Origin of the sequence: Paenibacillus sp. FSL L8-0333, assembly GCF_037965665.1 — a bacterium.
Classification (GTDB): Bacteria; Bacillota; Bacilli; order Paenibacillales; family Paenibacillaceae; genus Paenibacillus_AQ; species Paenibacillus_AQ odorifer.
This window is the reverse complement of record NZ_CP150186.1, coordinates 5,161,788-5,179,822: the sequence shown is the minus strand read 5'-3', so window position 1 is coordinate 5,179,822 and position 18,035 is coordinate 5,161,788. Positions and strand designations below refer to the sequence as shown.

17 protein-coding genes and 1 other annotated feature are annotated in these 18,035 nt (G+C 47.1%); of the genes, 16 read left to right on the top strand and 1 reads right to left on the bottom strand.

Going from position 1 to position 18,035, the window contains the following annotated elements:
- Positions 1 to 75 precede the first annotated feature (75 nt).
- From pgeF to NYE72_RS23150, 9 genes are all read left to right on the top strand, one after another.
- Complete coding sequence (pgeF, locus tag NYE72_RS23190) at positions 76 to 933, top strand: peptidoglycan editing factor PgeF (protein WP_076103786.1); 858 nt, start codon at positions 76 to 78, stop codon at positions 931 to 933.
- A 3-nt stretch (positions 934 to 936) separates the two neighbouring features.
- Positions 937 to 1,623 carry a YggS family pyridoxal phosphate-dependent enzyme gene (locus tag NYE72_RS23185; RefSeq protein ID WP_038572851.1) on the top strand — a complete coding sequence of 229 codons (687 nt, stop codon included), beginning with the start codon at positions 937 to 939 and terminating at the stop codon, positions 1,621 to 1,623.
- Positions 1,624 to 1,634: 11 nt separating this feature from the next.
- Positions 1,635 to 2,075, top strand: coding sequence for a cell division protein SepF (gene sepF / locus NYE72_RS23180; protein ID WP_036683619.1), 441 nt, complete (start codon positions 1,635 to 1,637; stop codon positions 2,073 to 2,075).
- 7 nt (positions 2,076 to 2,082) lie between these two features.
- Positions 2,083 to 2,349: a YggT family protein gene (locus NYE72_RS23175; protein ID WP_036683616.1), complete on the top strand. Its 267-nt coding sequence runs from the start codon at positions 2,083 to 2,085 to the stop codon at positions 2,347 to 2,349.
- Between the two features lie 9 nt (positions 2,350 to 2,358).
- Entirely contained in the window at positions 2,359 to 3,141 is a 783-nt protein-coding gene (locus NYE72_RS23170) for a YlmH/Sll1252 family protein (RefSeq protein WP_038572849.1), read from the top strand.
- 227 nt (positions 3,142 to 3,368) lie between these two features.
- Entirely contained in the window at positions 3,369 to 3,881 is a 513-nt protein-coding gene (locus NYE72_RS23165; protein ID WP_051491297.1) for a DivIVA domain-containing protein, read from the top strand.
- A 185-nt stretch (positions 3,882 to 4,066) separates the two neighbouring features.
- Positions 4,067 to 4,341: a binding site (T-box leader), on the top strand.
- 575 nt (positions 4,342 to 4,916) lie between these two features.
- Positions 4,917 to 5,132, top strand: a complete 216-nt coding sequence (locus NYE72_RS23160; RefSeq protein ID WP_339210537.1) for a hypothetical protein — start codon at positions 4,917 to 4,919, stop codon at positions 5,130 to 5,132.
- A gap of 28 nt (positions 5,133 to 5,160) precedes the next feature.
- On the top strand, positions 5,161 to 8,253 hold the full coding sequence (gene ileS, locus NYE72_RS23155; RefSeq protein ID WP_036683608.1) for an isoleucine--tRNA ligase: 3,093 nt from the start codon (positions 5,161 to 5,163) through the stop codon (positions 8,251 to 8,253).
- A gap of 329 nt (positions 8,254 to 8,582) precedes the next feature.
- Complete coding sequence (locus tag NYE72_RS23150; protein ID WP_051491300.1) at positions 8,583 to 8,879, top strand: DUF5665 domain-containing protein; 297 nt, start codon at positions 8,583 to 8,585, stop codon at positions 8,877 to 8,879.
- A 92-nt stretch (positions 8,880 to 8,971) separates the two neighbouring features.
- On the opposite strand, the gene NYE72_RS23145 is transcribed toward NYE72_RS23150, so the two are convergent.
- Positions 8,972 to 9,694 (bottom strand): TraR/DksA C4-type zinc finger protein, encoded by a 723-nt coding sequence (locus NYE72_RS23145; RefSeq protein WP_036683605.1) that lies wholly within the window; start codon positions 9,692 to 9,694, stop codon positions 8,972 to 8,974.
- A gap of 246 nt (positions 9,695 to 9,940) precedes the next feature.
- Between NYE72_RS23145 and lspA the strand changes: the two genes are divergently transcribed.
- The 7 genes from lspA (at position 9,941) to carA (ending at position 18,035) form a co-directional block, all read left to right on the top strand.
- On the top strand, positions 9,941 to 10,453 hold the full coding sequence (gene lspA, locus NYE72_RS23140) for a signal peptidase II (protein ID WP_036683603.1): 513 nt from the start codon (positions 9,941 to 9,943) through the stop codon (positions 10,451 to 10,453).
- Positions 10,446 to 11,417: an RluA family pseudouridine synthase gene (locus NYE72_RS23135; protein ID WP_038572843.1), complete on the top strand. Its 972-nt coding sequence runs from the start codon at positions 10,446 to 10,448 to the stop codon at positions 11,415 to 11,417. The genes lspA and NYE72_RS23135 overlap by 8 nt, the downstream gene beginning before the upstream one ends.
- A 205-nt stretch (positions 11,418 to 11,622) precedes the next feature.
- Positions 11,623 to 12,876 carry an LL-diaminopimelate aminotransferase gene (locus NYE72_RS23130; RefSeq protein ID WP_076141842.1) on the top strand — a complete coding sequence of 418 codons (1,254 nt, stop codon included), beginning with the start codon at positions 11,623 to 11,625 and terminating at the stop codon, positions 12,874 to 12,876.
- A gap of 995 nt (positions 12,877 to 13,871) precedes the next feature.
- On the top strand, positions 13,872 to 14,435 hold the full coding sequence (gene pyrR, locus NYE72_RS23125; RefSeq protein WP_036683379.1) for a bifunctional pyr operon transcriptional regulator/uracil phosphoribosyltransferase PyrR: 564 nt from the start codon (positions 13,872 to 13,874) through the stop codon (positions 14,433 to 14,435).
- Between the two features lie 4 nt (positions 14,436 to 14,439).
- Positions 14,440 to 15,345, top strand: a complete 906-nt coding sequence (locus tag NYE72_RS23120; protein ID WP_036683376.1) for an aspartate carbamoyltransferase catalytic subunit — start codon at positions 14,440 to 14,442, stop codon at positions 15,343 to 15,345.
- Between the two features lie 109 nt (positions 15,346 to 15,454).
- Entirely contained in the window at positions 15,455 to 16,738 is a 1,284-nt protein-coding gene (locus NYE72_RS23115) for a dihydroorotase (protein WP_339210535.1), read from the top strand.
- A gap of 115 nt (positions 16,739 to 16,853) precedes the next feature.
- Entirely contained in the window at positions 16,854 to 18,035 is a 1,182-nt protein-coding gene (gene carA, locus NYE72_RS23110) for a glutamine-hydrolyzing carbamoyl-phosphate synthase small subunit (RefSeq protein ID WP_051491286.1), read from the top strand.

Genomic DNA, 18,035 nt, shown 5'->3' with positions numbered 1-18,035 from the left:
GAATTTAGGCGATCTGGCTTAAGCGTCACTTTGTACGGGTATTTACATGTGGTACACTAAGGCGGAGGTGAGGAAATGGAACCGTTTGTGCAGGGGAAAGAAATGCTTATGCTGCTCCATCTGGAGCCGTGGCGAGTGGAGCATAACGAAATTACAGCGGGGTTTACTGGTAGACAGGGAGGGGCTAGCAAGGCGCCCTATGACAGCCTGAATTGTGCGTTTCACGTTGGGGATGCTCCTGAAGCTGTCCTGAGCAATCGGAGAGCGCTTGTCGAAGCTCTTGATTTCAAACCGGAAGCATGGACCTGTGGAGAACAAACCCATGGGGCAGAGATAGCTGTGGTAAGGGAAGTAGACCGTGGGCGGGGACAACAGGACAGAGCATCGGCATTTCAAGCCACGGACGGTCTGCTGACGGATGTGCCCGGGGTTTTGTTGACTTCTTTTTATGCGGATTGTGTGCCCCTTTATTTTTATGATCCCGTGCGTAGAGTCGTCGGTCTTGCGCATGCAGGCTGGAAAGGGACGGTGGCTCAGATTGCCGCAGCCATGGTGAATAAGCTGCAAACGGTATACGGCAGCAATCCACATGATATTGTGGCAGCGATCGGTCCATCCATTGGCGACTGCTGTTATGAGGTGGATGATTATGTGATGGAGCATGTTCGCCAGTTGGAGGGCAGCTTGAATGAGGGTATAGAAACTTTCGATGCTGTGGAGCTTTACAGAGCCTCAGAGACTGATCAGAGTAAATACTTGCTAAACTTGAAAGAAATGAATCGACGCATTATGATAAAAGCAGGAATATTGCCGACTCATATCGAATGTACAACATGGTGTACAAGCTGTAATCGTGATTTGTTTTTTTCATATCGCAAAGAAAACGGTATTACAGGCAGAATGACGAGCTGGATCGGAATAAAGGAGAGTTGAAAGTTGTCTTTAACACTGCAGGAGAGAATTGCTGAGGTAGAGGAACGTGTAGCACGTGCCTGCGCGGCAAGCGGCCGGGATCGTAATGACGTCAAGGTAATTGCAGTGACGAAATATGTTTCTCTGGAAATGGTATCCTCCGTATTGGAGGCAGGACTAGAGCATATTGCCGAGAGTCGCTGGCAGGATGCTGAGCACAAATGGAAGGTTTTAGGGGACAAAGGGACATGGCATTTTATCGGGCATTTGCAAACCAATAAGGTTAAAGACGTTATTGGAAAATTTCAATATATACACTCTTTGGACCGGATGTCTCTGGCGCAAGAATTACACAAAAAGGCGCTTGCCGCCGATCAGGAAGTGAATGTGTTTCTTCAAGTGAATATCTCTGGCGAAGATACGAAGTTCGGTCTGTCACCTGAGGCAGTACCTGGATTTTTACGTGAAATCGCTAGTTTGGACCGCGTTAAGGTAATTGGACTTATGACGATGGCACCTTTAGAAGGTGATCCAGAGCTTACCCGTCCTGTATTTCGCGGACTTCGTGAGCTGCGCGATGAGCTTAATCAACTTGCTTTGACACCTGAGCCGATTACGGAGCTGTCCATGGGAATGTCGAATGATTTTGAAGTGGCGATACAGGAAGGAGCTACCTGGGTACGCCTGGGTACGGTGTTAGTAGGCCATTAGGAGGGATCGTGATGAGCGTTATGAACCGATTTATGAGTTTTTTGGGCTTGCAGGAGGAAGAGGAAGTTGTGGAGCGGGAGCAAATCCACGAAGAGGATGAGTATGAGCCGGCCCCTGTAGAAACCCGCAAAAATCAAAGGGGCAACGTTGTCAGTATCCATTCGCAAAAAAATGTCAAGGTTGTATTATATGAACCACGTTCATATGATGAGGCACAGGAGATTGCTGATCATCTCCGTTCGCATCGGACGGTAGTAATTAACCTGCAGCGTGTTCGCAATGATCAAGCAATGAGAATTATTGATTTTCTCAGTGGAACTGTTTATGCCCTTGGGGGAGGAATCTCTAAAATTGGGGGCAATATATTTATGTGCACTCCAGATACTGTTGAAATTCAAGGCTCCATTACAGAAATCCTAGGTGACGATCAAGACTATAACAGAATGAGGTGAATGGGCTTTGCTTCAAATTGATTACATTATCGATATTTTGTTTAATATTTATTTTTACATGATTATTTTCTATGTGCTAATGTCCTGGTTACCCAACGTTCGTGATAACTTCATTGGAGAACTGCTAAGCAAACTCGTAGAGCCGTATTTAACACCTTTCAGACGGTTTATTCCACCGCTCTTCGGTACACTTGATATCTCTCCAATCATTGCATTACTTGTCTTGGAATTCGCAGCAGGCGGACTTAAATCTATCCTGCATTTGATTTTTTAGGCATCTGTGATGAAGAACGAAGTTTACGGGCATTTTCATCCCGATGAACGTCAATTTGTGGACAAGGCCTTTGAATGGGTTACCAACGCTGGAGAATATCATGAGACTAAATTAACTGAATTTCTCGATCCCCGCCAAGGTTTTATTCTGCAAACTTTAGTTAACCGCCATCCTGACGTGATTGTTAAATGGGAGGGTGGACATGCTGAGGCAGAGCGGAAGCGAGCGCTTGTCGCCCCTGATTATCGTGATCTGGATCAGGAAGACATGGAGCTGAAGGTGCTTGCGATAACCTCAGGGGAGCAGAAGTTTCTGGCCTTGGAGCACGGGGACTACATGGGTTCTATTCTGGGGCTGGGCGTTAAACGAGGCAAAATCGGTGATATTCATGTTCTGGACGATGGTTGTCATGTTGTAGTCGCTGCTGATATTGCAGATTATTTAGCTATGAATTTAACTGGAGTGCACCGGATACAGGTAAGTACGGAAGTATTACCCCTTTCCGCCTTGCGTAATAGTGAGGTTAAGCTGGAAGTGATGGATTTGACTGTAGCGTCCCTGCGATTGGATGGCATTGCCGCAGATGTAACACGGCTTAGCCGAAGCAAAATTCTTGCTCCCATCAAGGCTGGACGCGTTCGGGTAAACTGGAAAGTGGAGGAAGACCCATCCTGCAGTCTTAAGGATGGTGACATGGTATCTATTCAAGGTTTCGGTCGCTTCAAGGTGCTAGAGGTCGGCAGTTTGACGAAAAAGGGCCGATACCGTGTTCAGATTGGTAAATTTGTGTGAATCCCTTGCAGGAATACGGTCTTACTTGTCGAAATTGATTATTTCGAGGGAATCAAACATTTTTAAAGCTGGACGCCGATACTTTAAAGAAGAGGCGGACCATAAATGGCAGGCGGAACACAGAAACACCTTCTGCCTTTACTTGAAGTACAGTCTTTCTTCTTTGTCTGCCGCTTAGTTGCGATTTAGAGATAAAGAAGGTCCGAAATTTCTAGGAGGTGCACAGCATGCCATTAACACCGCTCGATATACATAACAAGGAGTTTTCTCGGAGACTTCGCGGTTATGATGAGGACGAGGTCAACGAATTTCTAGATCAAGTGATCAAGGATTACGAAAGCGTCATCCGTGAGAACAAGGAACTGCAGAATCAGCTTTTGTCTATTCAAGAGCGTCTGGATCATTTTGTGAATATTGAAGAAAGTTTATCGAAGACGATCTTAGTCGCTCAGGAAGCGGCGGATGATGTGAAGAACAACTCCAAGAAGGAATCCCAGCTCATTATCAAGGAAGCGGAGAAAAACGCCGATCGGATTATTAACGAAGCGTTATCCAAATCCCGTAAGGTTGCTATTGAGACTGAAGAATTGCGTAAGCAAGCTTCGATCTATCGCACTCGTTTCCGGACATTAGTGGAAGCTCAGCTGGAGCTGTTATCACAGGATGACTGGAATGCCTTAGAGAGTCGTGAGGCGAGCGAGAACGTAGCCTTCAAGGATGATGTTCTTCATCGCATCTAAAGGTTTCAGACGATAATTGGCTAAATAGAGGGAGCTATTCCCTCTATTTTTATTTTCCGATAAAATAGACCATAATAAAGTGAACTCCATGCGCAAGTACGTCCTTAATAGCTAGATTGGGCGAATGGCTGTTGACATTTAGATTCAAAAAGTCTATAAATAGAACATATCTGTATAATGTTTATATGTATTCGATGACGGGACAAGTACGACAAGGTAACGTTCTCCAGAGAGTCGGCGATTGCTGAGAGCCGATTGTTCGAGCCCTGCCGGAAGATCTTCCCCTAGAAGTTAAGCTGAAGCGTTGATCGTGCGTAAGCTTAACCGTCTGCCGGACGTTACACCGGACCTGTGCACAAGATTTACGCGCAGGACTGAGATTGTGCTGAATACACTCCCCTTAAGGATGTGCTCATGCGCAGAATTAGGGTGGTATCGCGAGCGTCGTCTCGCCCCTTTGGGGGTGGGATGACGCTTATTTTGTTGTTCCGGGGCGGCCATCCCCCTAAATCCCCCTTTCTAAGGGGGACCCCAAGGGCTGCCGCCCTCTGGACACCCGCAAAGTAAAGCCTCGTGCAAATAGGTACGGTGGTGGAAACGAACGGACTCATGTGGCTGAACGAGCGGCCCTTCTTAGGCTCCCCTGGCGGGTTCGCCTGCGGGGCCTTAACGGCAAGAGCGGTGTGCGACCAGCTGCGCAAGGTCGCGCATGGCGCCCCGAGCGATTGCTGCCCTGCGGGAACGCGGCTCGGGAGCCAGGGCAAGAGCGGTGTGCGACCAGTTGCGCAAGGTCGCGTATGGCCCCGAGCGATTGCTGCCCTAACGGGATCGCGGCTCGGGTGCCAGGGCAAGAGCGGTGAGCGGCCAGCTGCGCAAGGTCACTCATTGGCGCCCCGAGCGATTGCTGCCCTGCGGGATCGCGGCTCGGGAGCCAGGGCAAGAGCGGTGAGCGACCAGCTGCGCAAGGTCGCTCATTGGCGCCCCGAGCGATTGCTGCCCTAACGGGATCGCGGCTCGGGAGCCAGGGCAAGAGCGGTGCGCGACCAGCTGCGCAAGGTCGCGAAATGGCGCCCCGAGCGATTGCTGCCCTACGGGATCGCAGCTCGGGTGCCCGGAAAGAAGGGGCGGTTGCTGCGCAATGCCGCCGAAGCCCCCGAGCTATTGCTGCCCTACGGGATCGCAGCTCGGGTGCCCGGAAAGAAGGGGCAGCTGCTGCGCAGGATCGCCCAAGGATCGAAAAGAGCTTTATAGACTAATCCATGAAAGGATTGACCATCACATGCAAAAAGTAGATGTCAGAGAAAAGGCGCGGGCAAGAGATGTCCGCATATTGAAGAAATGGAACGAAGAGAATACGTTCCGCAAGTCCATGGAGAACCGTGAGGGACGTCCAAACTATGTATTCTATGAAGGTCCGCCAACAGCAAACGGTGCGCCGCATATCGGACACGTGCTGGGACGGGTAATCAAGGATTTCATCGGTCGTTACCAGACAATGAAAGGTTACCGCGTGGTACGTAAAGCAGGCTGGGATACACACGGTCTGCCAGTAGAACTAGGTGTACAAAAGAAGCTTGGCATCTCCGGTAAACAAGAGATTGAGGAATATGGCGTAGAAAAATTCATCCAGGAATGTAAAGACAGCGTCTTCGGTTATGAGAAGCAATGGCGCGAATTTACAGAAGCGATTGGATACTGGACAGATCTAGATAATCCTTACGTAACCTTGGATAACACCTATATCGAAAGTGTATGGAACATCTTGGCTACAGTGCATGAGAACGGGTTGCTTTACCGCGGACACCGTGTTAGCCCGTATTGCCCGAGCTGCCAGACTACATTAAGCTCGCATGAAGTTGCCCAAGGCTACAAAACCGTTAAGGATCTCAGTGCAACTGCGAAGTTCAAGCTGGATGACAGCGGAGACTACGTATTGGCTTGGACGACAACACCTTGGACCTTGCCAGCCCATATGGCGCTAGCTATGAACCCGGACATGGATTATGTACGTGTGCAACAAGAAGATGGTGTGTACATCGTTGCTAAAAACTTGGTCGAAGAAGTAATGAAAGGCGAGCACACAGTCCTTTCTACACATAAAGGTTCCGAGTTTATCGGTAAAACTTACGCACCTCCATTCGGATATATTAAGGCAGAGAAAAGCAATGTTATCGTAGGTGCTTCTTTCGTTACAGATTCCAGTGGTACAGGGATCGTACACATGGCACCAGCACATGGTGAAGATGACTACAAGACTTGCCGTGAGAATGGCATCAGCTTCGTAAATGTGGTTGATAATTCCGGTAAGTATACGGATGTAGTTTCTGATTTTGCGGGACGTTTTGTTAAGGATTGCGATCTGGATATCATTAAGGTTTTGTCTGAAAAAGGATTGCTTTACGGTAAAGAGAAATACGAGCACAGCTATCCGTTCTGCTGGCGCTGTGATACACCACTTTTGTATTACGCAACAGACAGCTGGTTCATCAACACTACAGCGATCAAAGATCAGCTGATTGCTAACAACAACAGTGTGGCTTGGTACCCTGAGCATGTACGTGAAGGTCGTTTCGGGAAGTTCTTGGATGAACTGGTTGACTGGAATATCAGCCGTAACCGTTATTGGGGTACACCCCTCAACGTCTGGGTATGTCAAGAAACGGGCAAAGAGTTTGCACCACACAGCATTGAAGAGCTAAGAGCGATGGCGATTGGTGATGTTCCGGAAGATATCGAGCTGCATAAACCTTTCGTGGATAAGATCAAGCTGCGCAGTCCGTTTAGCGAAGGTGCAGAGATGGTTCGTACATCGGAAGTGATCGACGTATGGTTCGACAGTGGCTCAATGCCTTTTGCACAAAGCCATTATCCATTTGAGAACGAGGATAAGCTGAATGATCAGTACCCGGCAGATATGATCTGTGAAGGGATCGACCAGACCCGCGGATGGTTCTACAGCTTGCTTGCAGTATCCACCTTGTTTAAGGGTAAAGCTCCATATAAAGCAGTTATTGCTCACGGTCATATCCTCGATGAGAATGGTCAAAAAATGTCCAAATCCAAAGGCAATGTTATTGATCCTTGGGAAATCATGAACGATTACGGCACGGATGCATTCCGTTGGGCTATTTTGTCCGACAGTGCACCGTGGAATAATAAACGTTTCTCGCGTGGTCTTGTAGGTGAGACAAAATCTAAAGTAGTGGATACGCTGGTGAATACACATGCCTTCTTAACGCTTTATGCGGGCATCGATGGATACGACCCAGCCGATCATCCTTTTAAGGTATCAAAACATAAGTTGGACCGCTGGATCCTGTCCCGTCTGAACAGCTTGATTCTTTTGGTGGATAAAGGACTTGCGGTAAATGACTTCGTAAATACGTCTAGAGCGATTGAGAACTTTGTGGATGAGCTGAGCAACTGGTATATCCGTCGTTCCCGTGACCGCTTCTGGGGTAGTGGTCTAGGTGAAGATAAATTGGATGCTTACCGTACGTTGACTCATGTGCTTTTGGCGACAGCGACTTTGATGGCTCCATTTACACCGATGTTGTCCGAAGATATCTTCACGAACCTTGGCGGCGGAGAAAGTGTGCATTTGGCAGACTACCCGGTTGCTGACGAGAACTTGATCGATAAAGAGCTGGAAGAGGATATGGAAAGTGCAAGACAGATCGTTGAGCTGGCGCGTAACGTACGTAACGAAACAGGCATTAAGAATCGTCAACCGCTGTCCGAGCTGATCGTTTCGATGAACCGTGACTTCCATTTGTCTGAGTATGAAGAGATCATCAAAGACGAGATCAACATCAAGAACATCGTGCTGGAGAACAGTGACAGCGGATTTGTTGATTTCACACTCAAGCTGAATCTTAAGGTTGCCGGTAAAAAATACGGTAAAAACGTAGGCTTCCTGCAAGGCTTTCTGAAAGCTATGGATAGTGACTCTACCCGTAAAGCGGTGCAAGACGGCTCAATCGCGATTGCGACACCTGAAGGTGAAGAGCTTGTAATCACTTCTGAAGAGCTGCTTGTTGAAAAACAAGCCAAAGCAGGTTTCGCCGCAGCTTCCGGATATGGAGTTACGGTTGCGCTCAATACCGAAATCACGCCTGAGCTTGAACAAGAAGGCTGGGTTCGTGAGATCATTCGTGCGGTTCAAGATTACCGTAAACGTCTGGATCTGCCGATCGAGAAACGGATCGCACTCACTTTGAAGTTAGACGATGAGCTAAAAGCAGCTGTTACAGCATTTGACAATGTACTGCGAGACAATGTACTTGTGACTACGGTTGATTTTGATGGAGAACATGCTTTTGAGACGGTAGAAGTCGGTGATAAATCCATCGGTATCCATATCGAAGCATAATTCTGCATTACCTGTCCCAAAACAGCATATACTAGCGGCATAAGTGTAAACGGAGATCTTCCGTTTATGCGGGAAATATAGTCTTTATATTTCGGCGCAAAACTAACGAGTCCCGAGCTTAAGGAGATGAATTCTCTTTGGCCGGGCTCGTTTACTTTGTAGCGAAGGAAAGACATATGAGAGGAGCCGTAGCTGTGGAGGGAAACAAGAGGAGAATCTCCATTAAGACATCCGGCAATAAGAATAACCCAGACAAGGAAAAGGAGAATAAGGCTTTTCCTGAAGTTAATCCTGAGTATCTAACAGCAGATCCACGTAATCCCGAGGATATTCCGCTGGAAGAAAAAATGAATACAATGTACCGATTGACCTTTGAGTGGGCTCATATTTTGGAAAAATCCCGAATTTATCAATATACGGATCTGCTATATTCACCTTGGCGGTTGATTTGGAGAAATATTTTATTTGGAGCAGCTCGGGGAGTTGGGATTGCACTGGGTTTTACTTTTTTTGCGGCAACGATTATTTATATCCTTCAGGGACTAGGCGCGCTCAATCTACCGATCATTGGGGATTATATTGCGGATATTGTGCGGATCGTACAGCGTCAGCTAGAATTCAAATAGCCATCGAAACGTTAAGATTAAAAACAGCGAACCATTCCTTAAAACTGGAACAGTACGCCGTTTAAATGATTTTGTGTATGGGACATCTGTGTTTAGTCTTCCTCGAGAGGATCAAGACTATGGGTTGCCTCGTCACTGTCCAAATAACGCTGGTAGCTCCGTCCCGGCACTACAATCAGATTGTTGCCCGTGATATCAGTGGCGATAAAGTTCTCCCAAGGCTCTACGCAGCCTTCCAGCTCATCGGCTTCAATCTCCATATCATTATAAGAATCAATATTGTTGCCCTCCGCCATGGCGGGAGAATTCGAGGTACCCCAGCTTTCAACAATCTGCCAGGCATCCTCGCCGTCAAAACCGTTTTGATCGTCGCGCTCATCCAGACTGGTGCGTCCAAAAGGTGGAGATAACAGCTCCTCTTCCACTGGACGAGTGAAAGGTGCGTTTTGCCGCGGGTTGTGCTCTTTACAATAAAGTGTGGAAGGGATGGCAGATAAACGTTCAAAAGGGATCGGCTCACCACTAGCCTTGCATATCCCATAAGTGCCATTATCCATAGCGGATAAAGCAGCTTCAATATCGTCCAGCTCATGCTCGTCCCGTTCTAACAGTGAAATGTCCATGGAGCGATTATACAAATCGGTGGCTGCATCTCCTGGATGGTTGTCATTCTCGGAAAGTTCTCCGGAACCATCCCGCATGGATTCATCTAAGCCGTAATGCTCATTATTCTGAAGCCTGCGCTGAATCGTATCCCGATCTTTTTCCAATCGTGCACGTAGCTCTGAGAGCTGCTGTACTGTCAGGTGCGTCATAATGAGAAAGCTCCTTTCTGTACCTTTTATAAGAATCATTCCGACTTGCCGGATAACACCGAATGGTTCTTCTGTTAGGTTGACCGGAGAGCAGGGATTTTACCGCTGGAAAATAGTCCCCAAGATTGAACTTAGCGGATGTCCCGCAATAGACGATTCTTTAAGGGCTGTGCTACAATATACAAGTCTTTAAACAGTATTCGTACCGCATTTAGCGGGAAAAATAAGAACGGAGTGACAACTTCTGTGGTGTACTATTTGATTGCTCTTATTGTATTTTTGGTGGATCAAGGGACAAAGTATCTCATTGCTACACGTCTGGAGATCGGAGAACAGATTTCTGTTATCGGAGATTTTTTCCTGATTACCTCTCATCGCAATCGCGGGGCTGCTTTTGGGATTCTCGAAGGTCAGCAATGGTTCTTCTTTCTAGTTACGGTTGTAGTGGTTAGTGGTATCGTTTGGTATTTGAACAAGACTAGACACTCGCGGAAGCTGTTATCTGTTGCCCTAGGGCTTGTACTGGGTGGAGCTATCGGTAACTTCCTGGACCGGATAATCAATGGTGAGGTTGTTGATTTCCTTCTGTTCAATTTTGGGAGCTATAGCTTCCCGATTTTTAATGTGGCGGATTCTTGTATCGTCATTGGGGTTGGATTGATTCTTCTGGATTCTTTTCGTGACCTTAAAAACGGCGAAGAAATTACAGAAATAAAAGAAGTAAAAGAAGCAAAGGAAGTAAGAGAAGGGAATGAATGATTTGAATAAAGACGTCAATCACCAAGCGGCATCTACGAGCGAAGAAGAGAGGGACGTCACGGAATGGACCGTTTCGGCAGAGAACGCGCGGGAGCGAATCGATAAATATATTACGGAATCATGGGAAGAAGAAATTTCCCGTTCTCAGGTGCAGCTGTGGATCAGCGGCGGTAACGTTACGGTTAATGGCAAGCCAGTGAAAGCCAACTATAAGCTATCGGAAGGCGACGTGGTTAGCGTTGTTGTCCCTGAAGCAGAAGTAACGGATTTGATCGCGGAGAACATTCCTCTTGAAGTTGTATATGAAGACAGCGATGTCATTGTGATTAATAAACCCCGGGGCATGGTTGTGCATCCAGCTGCGGGACATCCGTCAGGCACCTTAGTAAATGCGCTGATGTATCACTGTAAGGATCTGTCCGGCATTAACGGTGAGATTCGTCCAGGCATTGTACATCGGATCGATAAGGATACCTCTGGTCTTATCATGGTGGCTAAGAATGATGCCAGTCATGCCTCACTTGCCGCACAGCTTAAAGAGCATAGTGTTACGCGCCGATATATTGCAGTCGTACACGGCAACTTGTCGCATGATAAGGGCACTGTTGACGCACCGATTGGCAGAGATCCACATGATCGCAAGCTATACACAGTAACCGAAAAGAACAGCAAGAAATCCGTGACCCATTTTACAGTAATGGAACGCTTCGGAGATTGTACACTGCTGGAGCTGCAGCTGGAGACTGGCCGCACGCATCAGATCAGGGTACATATGAAGTTCATTGGCCATCCACTTGTAGGCGATCCGATATATGGACGCAGCAAGGGCACTACGATGAATGGACAAGCGTTGCATGCGGCGGTGCTCGGATTTATTCATCCTACCACAGGTGAATATAAAGAATTCAGCAGACCTATTCCGGAGGACATGGAAGAAGTCCTGTTCACACTACGCAGCAGATAAGTACAAATGAAGTGATAATTAGTCTATGGTATTGAACACTACTTTACGGCATATTTAAAAACATAAGGATAAAGAAAGGGTAATGCCTTATTCTTTATCCTTATTTTTATAATGAAACGGATATCCGGAAACATACGCCATCCAAGGGACGGCGAAGCCGTTTCTTTTAAAAGTAGAATAGATATTCAGGAGATGAGATGACAGTATGAGTATTGAACAATACCAAGATAGCTTCATTCAGACTAATTTTGCAGACCGCATCGGCGGTGCCAATTATGGCAAAGACACTTCGATTTATAAATTCGAGAAAATCAAACGTGCTAAAGCATCCGCAAAACAGGATTTTCCTAACATTGAACTAATTGATATGGGCGTAGGCGAGCCGGATGAGATGGCTGATGCGGGTATCGTAGCTAAGCTTGCTGAAGAAGCAGCGAAGGAAGAAAACCGCGGATATGCGGACAACGGAATTGCCGAATTCAAGACTGCTGCTGCTGAATATTTGCGGGAAGTTTTCCGGGTGGAAGGAATTGATCCAGAAACGGAAGTAGTTCACTCCATCGGATCGAAGCCTGCGCTGGCTATGTTGCCATCTTGTTTTATCAATCCAGGTGATATCACGATTATGACCGTGCCGGGTTATCCAGTCTTGGGTACACATACTAAATATTTGGGTGGACAAGTATTTACAGTGGAGCTGAAGAAGGAGAATAAATTCCTTCCAGATTTGAACGAAATTCCAGAAGACATTGCTCGTAAAGCTAAGCTTCTTTATCTAAACTATCCAAACAATCCAACGGGCGCTAGTGCCACTCCTGAGTTTTTTGCTGAGGTCGTTGCATGGGCGAAAAAATACGATGTAGTGGTTATCCATGACGCACCTTATGCTGCCTTGACTTATGACGGTTTGAAGCCACTTAGCTTCCTCTCCGTTCCAGGTGCAAAGGATGTGGGTGTAGAGCTGCATTCTCTTTCTAAGTCTTACAATATGACGGGCTGGAGAATTGGTTTTGTGGCTGGTAATCCGCTAGTGGTTAAAGCTTTCAGCGATGTGAAGGATAATAACGATTCCGGCCAATTTATCGCGATTCAAAAAGCAGCGGCTTATGGTCTTGCTCATCCGGAGATTACTGAAGCGATTGCGGATAAATACTCCCGTCGTCACAACCTGCTAGTTGATGCACTGAACAGCCTCGGCTTTAAAGCTGAGAAGCCAAAAGGTTCCTTCTTCCTGTATGTCGCTGCACCTAAGGGAATCAAAGACGGCCGTCGCTTTGAATCCGGTGAAGATTTCTCCCAATTCCTGATTCGTGAGAAGCTGATCTCCACTGTGCCTTGGGATGATGCAGGTCCGTTTGTTCGTTTCTCCGTTACCTTTATTGCTAAAGGTGAAGAGGAAGAGAGACGTGTCATCTCTGAAATTCAAAGACGTCTTAGCGATGTGGAATTTGAATTTTAAGCATTGTTATTGAAATTAATGAGGCTGTCTCAAAAGTAGTGAATTCTACTTTGGGGCAGCTTCTTTTTTATGGAATAGGAAATGTTGTAGATGTTGCTGTGCCTTATGACTATAAGCCGCGTGTCGTGTTCTGTACTATTGGGGTGGGTGGTGGATGAATGGCTGTGTGTGATTTTCGTACAGCTTGCAGTAGATGATTTGTGGTAGCTGTGACGGTGGACTTTGTGCGGTGGACTTGTGCGGTGGACTTGTGTGGCGGACTTGTGTGGTGAGCTATATGCGTTCTGTGTTTGTGTGAAGTAAAGAGTGGGTTTTAAACTAATTAGGGAAAAGCTCCCTGAAATTAACCGATATTCGCTCTAAATGAACGAAATCAGGGAAAACCTCCCTAATAATCAGGGGGGGTTCTATATTAGTTACTGAATCGGTCAATAATTAGGGAAGTTTTCCCTAATTACAAGTCTGATGAACAGAAATCTCTGAATTTCAGGGAGGAATTCCCTAATTACTATATAAGTACCTCAACGATTGCATCATTTGGAGCATTACTAGGTGCGCCTCTTGAACCATTTGGACATCAAGTAGTGTTAAGAACATAAACGAGGCTGTCCTAAAAGTGATGAAACGGCTATTTGGGACCAGCCTCGTTTTTTATGCAGATATACTGAGTACCGCTTTCCCCTTGTTGTTAATAGAAGTAAGGAAGAGAAGTGCAAAAGTTTAGGCAGAGAAAGTTGACATGAGGGGGTTGTTCTGTCATAATTCTTGTTAAATGAATAGCGCCTTTAATTCAGTCCTGTGAGGCTGGCAAGGTAACGTGAATCGAGGTTCGCGACTCTTAGAAAGGTATCCGTGTGTAAATACGGAACTGTCTTTTTATGCGCGCGGCCGTCATCTTCCTCATCTGCGGATTTCACTCCTTGCCTGTTATAGGCAAGGAGTTTTTTGATTTCCGGGAACTTGAATAGGCGAACAAGCTGGAGGGTGACAAGATTATGGTTACTGAGAAAAATGTCATTATGGATGAAACGGCGATCCGCCGGGCCTTATCGCGTATTGCTCATGAGATTTTGGAGAAGAACAAAGGTATCGAAAATTGTCTGCTGGTCGGCATTCGGACACGAGGTGTGTATCTGGCACAGCGTATCGCTGAGCGCATCAAGGAGATTGAAGGCGTCGAGATTCCATACGGTGAGCTGGATATCACACATTACCGGGATGACCGTGAAGTGGAAGGCAGTGAAGCAGTAGTGAAGAGCAACGTTGTTATTACTTCAGGAAGTGCTGGCATCCATGATCAGAAAGTCATTTTGTTCGATGATGTACTTTACACCGGACGCACCATCCGCGCGGCGATGGACGCTTTGATGGATTGCGGACGCCCACGAATGATTCAACTGGCAGTACTGGCTGACCGCGGACACCGCGAGCTGCCGATCCGGCCGGACTACATCGGTAAGAATGTACCTACCTCAAAGCACGAGCAGATTGAAGTGGCGCTGAAGGAATACGACGGCAAAGATGAGGTCTACATTATTTCAAACCGGGAGGAACGATAACATCATGACACTTACCAAGGTAAAGGAACGTAGTCTGCTGGGAATCAAAGAGCTTGACCGGTCGGAAATTATCCAACTGCTTGACAGAACAGCATTTTGGGACAATCAAAGTGAAAAGCTGACGCCCATCTTGAACTCCCATTTTATTTCTAACATGTTTTTTGAGAACAGCACACGCACACGCTTCTCTTTCGAGATGGCAGAGAAACGACTAGGTGCGCAAGTACTTAATTTTACGGCTGCAGCTTCTAGTGTAGAAAAAGGGGAGTCGATCTACGATACAGTGCGCACACTGGAATCGATGGGGATCGATGCCGGAGTTGTGCGTTTGAAGCCTGCAGGTGTGCTGCAGCAGTTAGCTGAGAAGGTGTCCATACCGCTTATCAATGCGGGCGACGGTAACAATGAACATCCTACGCAGGCGCTGCTTGATTTATACACCATGACCAAAACCTTTGGGGAACTAAAAGGCCTGACAGTCTCCATCATTGGGGACATTATGCATAGCCGCGTAGCGCGTTCTAATCTCTGGGGGCTTACGAAAATGGGAGCCAAGGTGCAGTTCTGCGCACCGGATAATATGAAGGCTCCTGAGCTTATGGAGTATGCGCCTTACGTAACTATGGAAGAAGCTCTTAAAGCGGATGTAGTAATGATGCTTCGAGTACAGCTTGAGCGCCATACTTCCGGCATTAAGCTGTCTGCTGAAGATTACCGTAGCCACTATGGTCTAACAGAAGAGCGGGCAGCTAAGCTCGCCAAAGACACAATCATTATGCATCCAGCTCCGGTTAACCGGAATCTAGAGATTGATGATGCAGTAGTAGAGTGCAGTCAATCGCGGATTTTCCCGCAAATGTCTAATGGCGTACCGGTCCGGATGGCGGTTCTCGAAAGAGCTTTACTATAAGCTTACGGAATGCTAACGTATAGAGACTAATAAATATACACAAAGATGAATTTTTATTATATAATAACGAGAGGGCCCGCAGCTGTGATCTGAGGGTAAAGGTAGAATCATGACAGTGATTATTAGAAACGCCAGCGTATTGAATAAGGAAGGCTTGCTTGAGCGCAAACACATCGAACTACAGGATGGTGTGATCTCGGCTATAATCGACGGAAATGAAGCTATCGGAGAAGCCACGGAGATCATTGATGCTGAAGGTAAGCTGCTTATTCCGGGACTCATTGATATGCATGTGCACTTGCGTGAACCGGGATTTGAACACAAGGAAACAGTGGAAACCGGAAGTCGCTCAGCTGCTAAAGGCGGATTTACAACCATTGCATGTATGCCAAATACTCGTCCGGTGACAGATAGCCCGGAGATCGTGCAATTTGTGAAAGACAAGGCGCGTGAAGCAGGACTAGTTAAAGTGCTTCCTTATGCAGCCATTACGAAAAATGAGCTCGGACGTGAGTTGACGGATTTTGCGGCGCTCAAAGAAGCTGGAGCTATTGGTTATACAGACGACGGTGTGGGCGTACAAAGTGCTCAAATGATGAAAGATGCAATGAACATCGCAGCATCGCTCGATATGCCAGTCATTGCTCACTGCGAAGATAACTCGCTGGTTGAGGGCTGCTGTGTAGCTGAAGGTGAGTTTGCTAAGAAGCATGGCCTCAAAGGAATTCCGAATGAGTCAGAGGCGATCCATGTTGGACGCGATATTTTGCTGGCAGAAGCGACAGGCGTTCATTACCATGTATGCCATGTCAGTACTGAACAGTCGGTGCGGCTGATTCGCCAAGCAAAAGAGATCGGCATTAAAGTAACTGCTGAGGTATGTCCGCATCACTTGCTTCTTGCTGAAGACGATATTCCAGACCTGGATGCCAATTGGAAAATGAACCCGCCGCTGCGCTCCCGCCGCGATGTTGAAGCGTGTATCGAAGGGTTGCTTGATGGCACACTAGATATGATTGTTACAGATCATGCGCCACATAGTGAGGAAGAGAAAGCGAAAGGAATGCAGCTGGCACCTTTTGGTATCGTTGGATTCGAGACAGCTTTCCCCCTCTTATACACGGCGTTTGTAGAAACCGGAAAATGGGATTTATCCTTACTAGTACAAAGAATGACTGCCGATCCTGCACGGGTATTCAGATTGAACACCGGGGTTATGGAGATCGGAGCTCCTGCAGATTTGACACTCATCGATCTGGAGCAGGAAAAAGAAGTAGACCCAGGTTCCTTCGCAAGCAAAGGACGCAACACACCTTTTGGCGGCTGGAAGCTTAAGGGTTGGCCAGTAAAAACTTGGGTGGACGGCAAAGCCGTATGGACTGAGAAAAACTAGCGGACTGGTGAGGCGAAATTGCTGATCTTTACAGATCAGCAATTTGAGCGCGTACACTCCGGAAGGCATGCAAGGCATACGTATCAGACTACAGAACATGAAGGAGTGGAAGGGAATGCAGGCGAGATTGCTGCTTCAAGACGGAACTTTATTTACAGGTACCGCATTTGGCGCTGAAGGTGAAAAGACAGGCGAGGTTGTTTTTAACACAGGAATTACAGGATATCAAGAGGTGCTGTCTGACCCTTCATATTGCGGACAAATCGTTACCATGACGTACCCATTGATCGGGAACTACGGGATTACGCGGGATGATTTCGAATCTGTTCGACCTTTCGTACACGGTTTTGTAGTGCGTCGTCATGAAGAAGTTCCAAGTAACTGGCGCGCAGAATACAGTGTGGACGACCTGCTGAAAGAATACGATATTCCTGGAATCAGCGAGATTGATACCCGGATGTTGACGCGGATTATTCGCCACTACGGAACAATGAAGGCGATCCTGACTACCTCTAACAAACGGGTAGAGGAATTGATGGAAATGATGGGCGACACTTCAATTGAAGAACTGCGCAATCAGGTAGCACGCACATCTACTCCAAGCATGTACAATAGCCCAGGAACTAAAGAACGCATCGTGCTGGTAGATTACGGAGCGAAGGCTGGTATCTTACGCGAGTTGAACAATCGCGGTTGTGATGTTGTAGTTGTACCTCATGACGTAACTGCTGATGAGATTCGTCGCCTCAATCCAGATGGTATCCAGCTGTCCAACGGCCCTGGGGACCCGAAAGACGTTCCACACGCAGTGAAGACGATCTCAGAATTGCTTGGTGAATACCCAATCTTCGGTATCTGCTTAGGTCACCAGCTGTTTGCACTGGCTTGTGGCGCGGATACAGAGAAGCTGAAATTCGGACACCGTGGCGGTAACCATCCGGTTAAAGAATTGGAGAGCGGACGTTGCTTCATTACTTCTCAGAACCATGGCTACACAGTGAATGAAGACTCTGTGAAGAGCACGGATCTAGAGGTTACTCACATTAATAATAATGATAAGACCGTTGAAGGACTTAAACATACCCGTTATCCTGCGTTTTCAGTACAGTACCATCCAGAAGCAGCACCGGGACCTCATGACAGCAGCTACTTATTCGATCGTTTCTTACAGATGATCGCTGATCATAAAGCTAACACACCTGTAAGCTCGCGCCAGGCGCAGCTTGCGGCAAACGCCAGAATCACGGCGCCAAAACCTACAGTAAAACAGCTTGAAGCCGTGAAAGGAGCTCTATAA